Source organism: uncultured Wocania sp. (assembly GCF_964021735.1).
In the GTDB taxonomy this organism is placed as follows: domain Bacteria; phylum Bacteroidota; class Bacteroidia; order Flavobacteriales; family Flavobacteriaceae; genus Wocania_A.
The window spans coordinates 1-7432 of the sequence record NZ_CAXIBN010000155.1; the positions used below are offsets into that span (position 1 = coordinate 1).

Sequence of the window (7432 nt, forward strand, 5' to 3'; positions counted from 1 at the left end):
AACGCTTTCGCGGAAAGGAACCAAAACCAGAAGCGTTGTTGAAACGTGCGGGATTATTGGATATTAAATAATTTACCTTATTTTTGGTATTCAAAAAAACAATTGCATCAATAATGCCCAACCATCAAATAAATCCTAATAAGTGGATTGATTTATATGCAGACTACTTATTTAACTACACCATTACTAGAGTTAGCGACAGAGAAATTGCGCAAGACTTAGTGCAGGATACTTTTTTGGCGGGTTTAAAATCGATGAAAAATTTTAAAGGTGAAGCTAGCGAACGCACGTGGCTAATTTCTATTTTAAAACGAAAAATTATTGATCATTATCGTAAAATAAATTCTAAAAAAGGAAAAGCCGAAGTACGTATAATGTATAACGACGACTCTGAAACTGAGGGGGACTGGCTGGAAGAACGTGTTGCTGACCCTTACGATAAAACAGCTGAAGACACCTTGCAAAATGCAGAATTAGGCAACGCTATACATAACTGCCTAGGCAAATTACCAGAAAAACAAGCTGAAATTTTTAAAATGAAAACCATTCAAGGTTTTGAAACTGAAGTAATTTGTAATGAATTTAACATTACAGCGTCTAACCTTTGGGTAATCATTCATAGAGCGCGTACAGCCATGGCAGATTGTTTAAAAGAAAATTGGTTTTAATATGAGTACTAAAATGAAGATTGTGATTCCATGCGATGAAGCAAATCATGTTTGTGATAAAACACAGTACAAAGAAGCTACACTTTGGGAAAAGATAAAACTAAACATACATTTGATTTATTGCAGAGCTTGTAGAGAATATACAAAAAATAACACCAAACTTACAAAAAAAGTAAAAGAATCTAAAGTTGAATGCTTGGATAAAAAATGTAAAGAATCTATGAAAAAGGATTTAGATAAAGCAATAATTGAGGAATCAAATTAAGTGCTTAAAAGCAATAATATTAGCCATATAATAGGAATCCCTTCAACCCAAAAAGCACTGTAATAAGATGTTTGTTCCACTTTTGAAAACATTAAAAATAATCCTGTAACAATAGTTATTGCCAAAAGAATAAACATACTTAAAAAAGTAATTTCATCTTTAAAAAGTTCTAAAAAGAAGAATAGTATGAGCATTAAAACTCCAATAGTTTTAGTTTGCTTCACTCCTATTTTTTGAGGAATTGTTGAGAGCTTCAAACTATCATATCGTAAATCTCTAATTTCAAAAGGAAACATTAAAATTATTATAAATAGATAACGCTGAACTGCTGTAATTATTACATCATTTGAGATACTATATCCCTGATTCATTAAAGGCAAAATAACAGTAACACCACTCCAAACTAATGCTATTAAATAAATTTTCAAGCCACCTATGCTTCTTAAGTTGTGCTGCTTATCTAAAAACAAATGTTTAGGTAAAAAAGGAATCGCATATAAAAAAGTAACTACTCCAAAAATGGTGATACCAATTAGCGTGTTTTTTTCTAATTGAAATGCATAGTAAGACATTAAAACAAAGCAGAAAAACGAAAATATTTGAATGGCTTTTAGCCAAGTCGCTAAACTTCTATGATGAAATTTTGCAACTCCAAAATACTTAACAAAATTATAACCCGTAATGGTAGCATAAAACACAAAATACAACACATTCTCATCATACAAAAGATGGTACTCAATTAATGTAATCCATGTTAATGAAAACACCGATAGTGCCACATGAATACTGCTATTAATATAAAAACTAAAAAGCTGCTTTATCAACCTCATTTTACAAAAATAAGTAAACTGTTAATAACGTTTTCAAATGGTTAAAAACTTTCTACTTTAAGTATTTATTCGCGAATTATATTACGTATTTTTGCGAATTATATAAAATATCGAACTTGTAATGAATACAAAAGCTTTTGCATTACGTCATATTGGTCCGAGAGAAGACGACCAAAATCTTATGTTAAAAACTATAGGTGTTGACTCTTTAGACCAATTAATTTACGAAACTGTGCCAGATGATATTCGTTTAAAAAACGGATTGAATTTAGATAAACCCATGACTGAACATGAGTATTTACTTCATATTCATGATTTATCTAAACTAAATAAAGCCCGTAAAACCTATATAGGATTAGGGTATCATCCTAACGTTATGCCAGCCGTTATTCAACGAAATATTCTTGAAAACCCAGGTTGGTATACAGCATATACGCCATATCAAGCTGAAATTGCACAAGGTAGATTAGAAGCTCTTTTAAATTTCCAAACCATGGTTATCGATTTAACAGGAATGGAAATTGCAAACGCCTCTTTACTTGACGAAAGTACTGCTGCTGCAGAAGCTATGAGTTTATTGTTTGCAGTTCGCGAACGCAGTCAGAAAAAAGCAGGCGTAAATAAGTTTTTTGTTTCTAAAAACATTTTACCACAAACCTTATCGCTTTTGCAAACAAGAGCAAATCCTATTGGTATTGAATTAGTAATTGGAGATGAGCATGCTTTTAATTTCTCCAATGAATTTTTCGGAGCTATTTTACAATACCCAGGTAAAGATGGACAAATTACAGATATAAAATCTTTTATTAGTAAAGCGAATAATGCTGAAATTAAAGTAGCCGTTGCAGCCGATATTTTAAGTTTAGTAAAGCTTGAAGCACCAGGTAAATTTGGTGCCGATGTAGTAGTTGGTACAACACAACGCTTCGGGATTCCTATGGGTTACGGTGGGCCACACGCAGCCTTTTTTGCAACTAAAGAAGCCTATAAACGTGATATTCCTGGTCGTATTATTGGTGTAACAAAAGATGCTAACGGCAACAGAGCTCTACGTATGGCATTGCAAACTCGTGAGCAACATATAAAACGAGATAAAGCAACATCAAACATTTGTACAGCACAAGTGCTTTTAGCAGTTATGGCTGGTATGTATGCTGTATATCATGGTCCAAAAGGTTTAAAATTTATTGCCAATAATATCCATAATAAAGCGGCAACTTTAGCTAATGCCTTATCAAAATTAGGATACAATCAAATAAACACTTCTTATTTTGATACGCTTCAAATTAAAACAAAAGCTAAAAAAATAAAAAAAATTGCTACAGAGAAAAAAGTAAATTTATATTATCCAGACAAAGAAACGGTTACTATTTCAATTAATGAAACAACCACCACTAGGGATATTAATTATTTAATTTCCGTTTTTGCTGAAGCTTCCGAAAAAGAAACTATCAAAATTACATCTATTGAAGAAGCTAATAACATCGAAAAATCTACTCAAAGAACATCCACATTTTTAACTGATGCTGTTTTTAATACCTATCATTCAGAAACTGAATTGATGCGTTACATAAAATCGTTAGAACGTAAAGATTTATCATTAAATCATTCCATGATTTCTTTAGGCTCTTGTACCATGAAATTAAATGCAGCAGCAGAAATGCTGCCATTAAGTTGGTTTAAATGGGGAAACATTCATCCGTTTGCACCGCTTAAACAAGCTAAAGGCTACTTAACAATTTTAAAAGAATTAGAAGATCAATTAACCGAAATTACTGGTTTTGCAGCTACCTCTTTGCAACCAAATTCTGGTGCCCAAGGTGAATTTGCAGGACTCATGGTAATTAAAGCGTATCACGAATCTCGTGGAGATCATCATAGAAACATCTGTTTGATTCCGTCTTCTGCTCATGGCACAAATCCAGCAAGTGCAGTTATGGCAGGCATGAAGGTAGTGGTTACTAAATCTACAGTAGAAGGTAATATTGATGTAGACGATTTACGCGAAAAAGCCGAATTACATAAAGATAATTTATCTTGTTTAATGGTAACCTACCCATCTACACATGGAGTTTACGAATCGGCTATTAAAGAAATTACACAGATTATTCACGATAATGGTGGTCAAGTTTATATGGATGGTGCCAACATGAATGCTCAAGTTGGGTTAACAAACCCTGGTAATATCGGAGCAGACGTTTGTCACTTAAACTTACATAAAACCTTTGCAATTCCTCATGGTGGTGGCGGACCAGGTGTAGGCCCAATTTGTGTTGCAAAACAACTCGTTCCTTTTTTACCAGGAAACCCTGTTGTAAAAACTGGAGGAGACAAAGCCATTACAGCAATTTCTGCTGCGCCTTTTGGATCTGCTTTAGCCTGCTTAATTTCTTATGGCTACATTAAAATGCTCGGAGCAGAAGGTTTAACACAATCTACTAAAATAGCTATTTTAAATGCTAATTACATAAAGCAACGTTTACAAGGTAGTTTTGACACATTGTATTCTGGAGAACGCGGTCGTGCAGCACATGAAATGATAGTAGACTGTAGAGCTTTTAAAGAAAACGGCATAGAAGTTACTGACATTGCAAAACGATTAATGGATTATGGTTTCCATGCACCAACAGTATCATTTCCTGTAGCTGGAACGTTAATGATAGAACCTACTGAAAGCGAAAGTAAAGCTGAAATGGATCGTTTTTGTGATGCCATGATTTCAATTAAAAAAGAAATCGATCAATCTTCAAAAGATGATACTAATAACGTCCTTAAAAATGCACCGCATACATTAAACATGGTTACAAATGATGACTGGCACTTTCCATATACAAGACAAGAAGCAGCTTTTCCTTTGGATTATGTAAAAGACAATAAGTTTTGGCCTAGTGTAAGACGTGTTGACGATGCTTATGGCGATAGAAATTTAATTTGCTCTTGTACGCCTATTGAGGCTTATGCCGAAGCTTAATTACGTTTTTGAACATCGTAAATTATAACAAAACCAAAGAAGCCTTTAATTATAAACTAGTATCTTGGTTTTTAGTTTAAGGCAATTTTTTATTTTATGACTATAAAAATCACAGGAACTGGAAGTTATATTCCTAATAATGTTGAAAAAAATGAAGATTTTTATCAGCATCAATTTTTAAATAGTGATGGTTCAACTATAAATGCTTCAAATGAAGTTATTGTAGAAAAATTTAAAGCTATTACTGGAATTGATGAACGTCGCTATGCTAAAAAAACTGTAAACACTTCAGATATTGCTTTTTTCGCAGCCGAAAAAGCTATTGAAAACGCAAATATTAATCGTGAAGATTTAGATTATATTATTGTTGCTCATAATTATGGCGATGTAAAACATGATGCAGAACAAAGTGATACCGTACCAAGCATTGCATCAAGAGTTAAACATCTTTTAAAAATTAAAAACTCAAAATGTGTTGGTTACGATGTGCTTTTTGGATGCCCAGGTTGGATAGAAGGTGTTATTCAAGCTAATGCTTTTATTAAATCTGGAATTGCAAAAAAGTGTTTAGTTATTGGTGCCGAAACCTTATCTCGTGTTATAGACCCACATGATAGAGATTCTATGATATATAGTGATGGTGCTGGAGCTGTTGTTGTCGAATCTACAAATGATGAAGGTGGTATAATAGCTCACGAAACAGCTACTTTTGCTTTAGATGAAGCACATTTTATCTTTTTTGGAGAAACAAATAATCCAGACATAAACGATAAACGCCGATACATAAAAATGTATGGTAGAAAGATTTATGAATTTGCCATTAGCAATGTCCCAAAAGCCATGAAATCTTGCTTAGATAAAAGCGGTATAGATATTAAAAACCTAAAAAAGATCCTCATCCATCAAGCCAACGAAAAAATGGACGAGGCCATTGTTAAACGTTTTTATAAACTTTACAATATGGAAATGCCAGAAAACATTATGCCAATGACTATTGGTAAACTAGGCAATTCTAGTGTGGCAACTATTCCTACTTTATATGATATGATTTTAAAAGGCGAATTGGATAATCAGCACATAAACAAGGGTGATATTATTATGTTTGCTAGCGTTGGTGCTGGCATGAATATTAATGCTGTTGTATACAAACATTAATAATGTACGAAAAAAGCTATCCTAATAAACGCTTTAAGCACACCATTCAATTTTTAAGCAAACACGTTTCTACTTCCGAGACTATTCTAGATTTAGGCGTTGTAAACCCGTTTACCAAAATCATGCAAGAGCATGGTTATAAAGTTGAAAATACTAAAGGTGAGGATTTAGACGTTGACACCTCAACTATTACAAATGCTGAAGCTGAAGTTATTACAGCTTTCGAAATATTCGAACATTTATTATCTCCTTTTACCGTTTTAAAATCTATTAAAGCCGATAAGTTAGTCGCTAGCGTTCCGCTTAAATTATGGTTTTCTTCTGCTTACCGAAGTAAAACAGATATGTTAGACAGACATTATCACGAATTTGAAGATTGGCAATTCGATTGGCTATTAGAAAAGGCAGGTTGGAAAATTATTGATAGCCAAAAATGGACAAACCCAACTAAAAAAATTGGCATCAGACCTATTTTGCGTTGGTTTACACCAAGATATTATATTGTTTATGCTGAACGTATAAAATAATGAACGTTCATTGCGAGGACGAAGGACGTGGCAATCTCTTATCTATTTTTCAAAATTTGAATTATCTTAACTTTGAATATTAAACTTTAAACTTTGAATTTCTACATTATCATTCCTGCGCACAACGAAGAAGCTTCAATAAGACTCACTTTAGATTCGTTGATAAATCAAACACTTTTACCAAAAAGCGTAGTTGTAGTTAATGATAATTCCACTGATAAAACTCAAGATATTGTTGAAGCAATTGCTGAAAAACACACTTGGATTTCATTAGTAAATTCAAAATCTTCAAATCAACATTTACCAGGTTCTAAAATTATAAATGCTTTTTATAAAGGTTTTGAAACATTAGATGATGATTATGATGTAATCTGTAAATTTGATGCAGATTTAATTTTTCCAACAAATTATTTAGAACAACTCACTCTTCATTTTAAAAACAACGAAAAACTAGGTATGGTTTCTGGGTTTTGTTATATAGAAAAAAACAACGAATGGGTATTGGAAAATTTAACCAATAAAGACCATATTCGTGGCGCTCTAAAAGCTTATAGAAAAGACTGTTTTAAACAAATTGGAAAGCTGAAACTATCAATGGGCTGGGATACGGTTGATGAGTTACTAGCCCAATTTTACGGTTGGACTATTTTTACCGATGAAACCCTTAAAGTAAAACACTTAAAACCTACAGGTATTAGTTATAATAAAGCCTCAAAATATTTACAAGGAGAAGCCATGTATAAAATGCGTTATGGTTTTATTATCACTTTTATTTCGGCATTAAAACTCGCTTATAAAAAGAAAAGCTTTGGCTTGTTTAAAGATTATTTAGCTGGATATTTTAAAGCTAAAAAAGAGAAACTAGACTATCTGGTTTCTGAAAAAGAAGGTGCATTTATTAGAGGTTTACGATGGAAAGTCATTATGAATAAGTTGAAAAATAAACATCTGTAAAATGAGATACTTCGACTGCGCTCAGTATGACACTAACAACTAACAACTAACAACTAACAACT

7 protein-coding genes are annotated in these 7432 nt (G+C 32.6%); 6 read left to right on the forward strand and 1 reads right to left on the reverse strand.

The features are described from left to right. Positions 1-113 precede the first annotated feature (113 nt). Entirely contained in the window at positions 114-668 is a 555-nt protein-coding gene (locus AADI82_RS12175) for a sigma-70 family RNA polymerase sigma factor (RefSeq protein WP_341216704.1), read from the forward strand. 1 nt (position 669) lies between these two features. After that, the gene (locus AADI82_RS12180; RefSeq protein WP_341216705.1) at positions 670-933 is read left to right on the forward strand and encodes a hypothetical protein; all 264 of its coding nucleotides are present in this window, start codon (positions 670-672) and stop codon (positions 931-933) included. Here AADI82_RS12180 and AADI82_RS12185 read toward each other — a convergent pair. After that, complete coding sequence (locus AADI82_RS12185) at positions 930-1763, reverse strand: hypothetical protein (RefSeq protein ID WP_341216706.1); 834 nt, start codon at positions 1761-1763, stop codon at positions 930-932. The genes AADI82_RS12180 and AADI82_RS12185 overlap by 4 nt on opposite strands. 121 nt (positions 1764-1884) lie before the next feature. Here AADI82_RS12185 and gcvP point away from each other — a divergent pair, with 121 nt between their 5' ends. From gcvP to AADI82_RS12205, 4 genes are all read left to right on the forward strand, one after another. Next, the gene (gene gcvP / locus AADI82_RS12190) at positions 1885-4734 is read left to right on the forward strand and encodes an aminomethyl-transferring glycine dehydrogenase (protein WP_341216707.1); all 2850 of its coding nucleotides are present in this window, start codon (positions 1885-1887) and stop codon (positions 4732-4734) included. A gap of 96 nt (positions 4735-4830) precedes the next feature. Next, positions 4831-5889, forward strand: a complete 1059-nt coding sequence (locus tag AADI82_RS12195) for a ketoacyl-ACP synthase III (protein WP_341216708.1) — start codon at positions 4831-4833, stop codon at positions 5887-5889. Positions 5890-5891: 2 nt separating this feature from the next. Further along, a complete protein-coding gene (locus AADI82_RS12200; protein ID WP_341216709.1) occupies positions 5892-6416 on the forward strand; it encodes a methyltransferase in 525 nt (174 codons plus the stop codon). 93 nt (positions 6417-6509) lie between these two features. Next, complete coding sequence (locus AADI82_RS12205) at positions 6510-7370, forward strand: glycosyltransferase family 2 protein (RefSeq protein WP_341216710.1); 861 nt, start codon at positions 6510-6512, stop codon at positions 7368-7370. Positions 7371-7432: the final 62 nt, after the last annotated feature.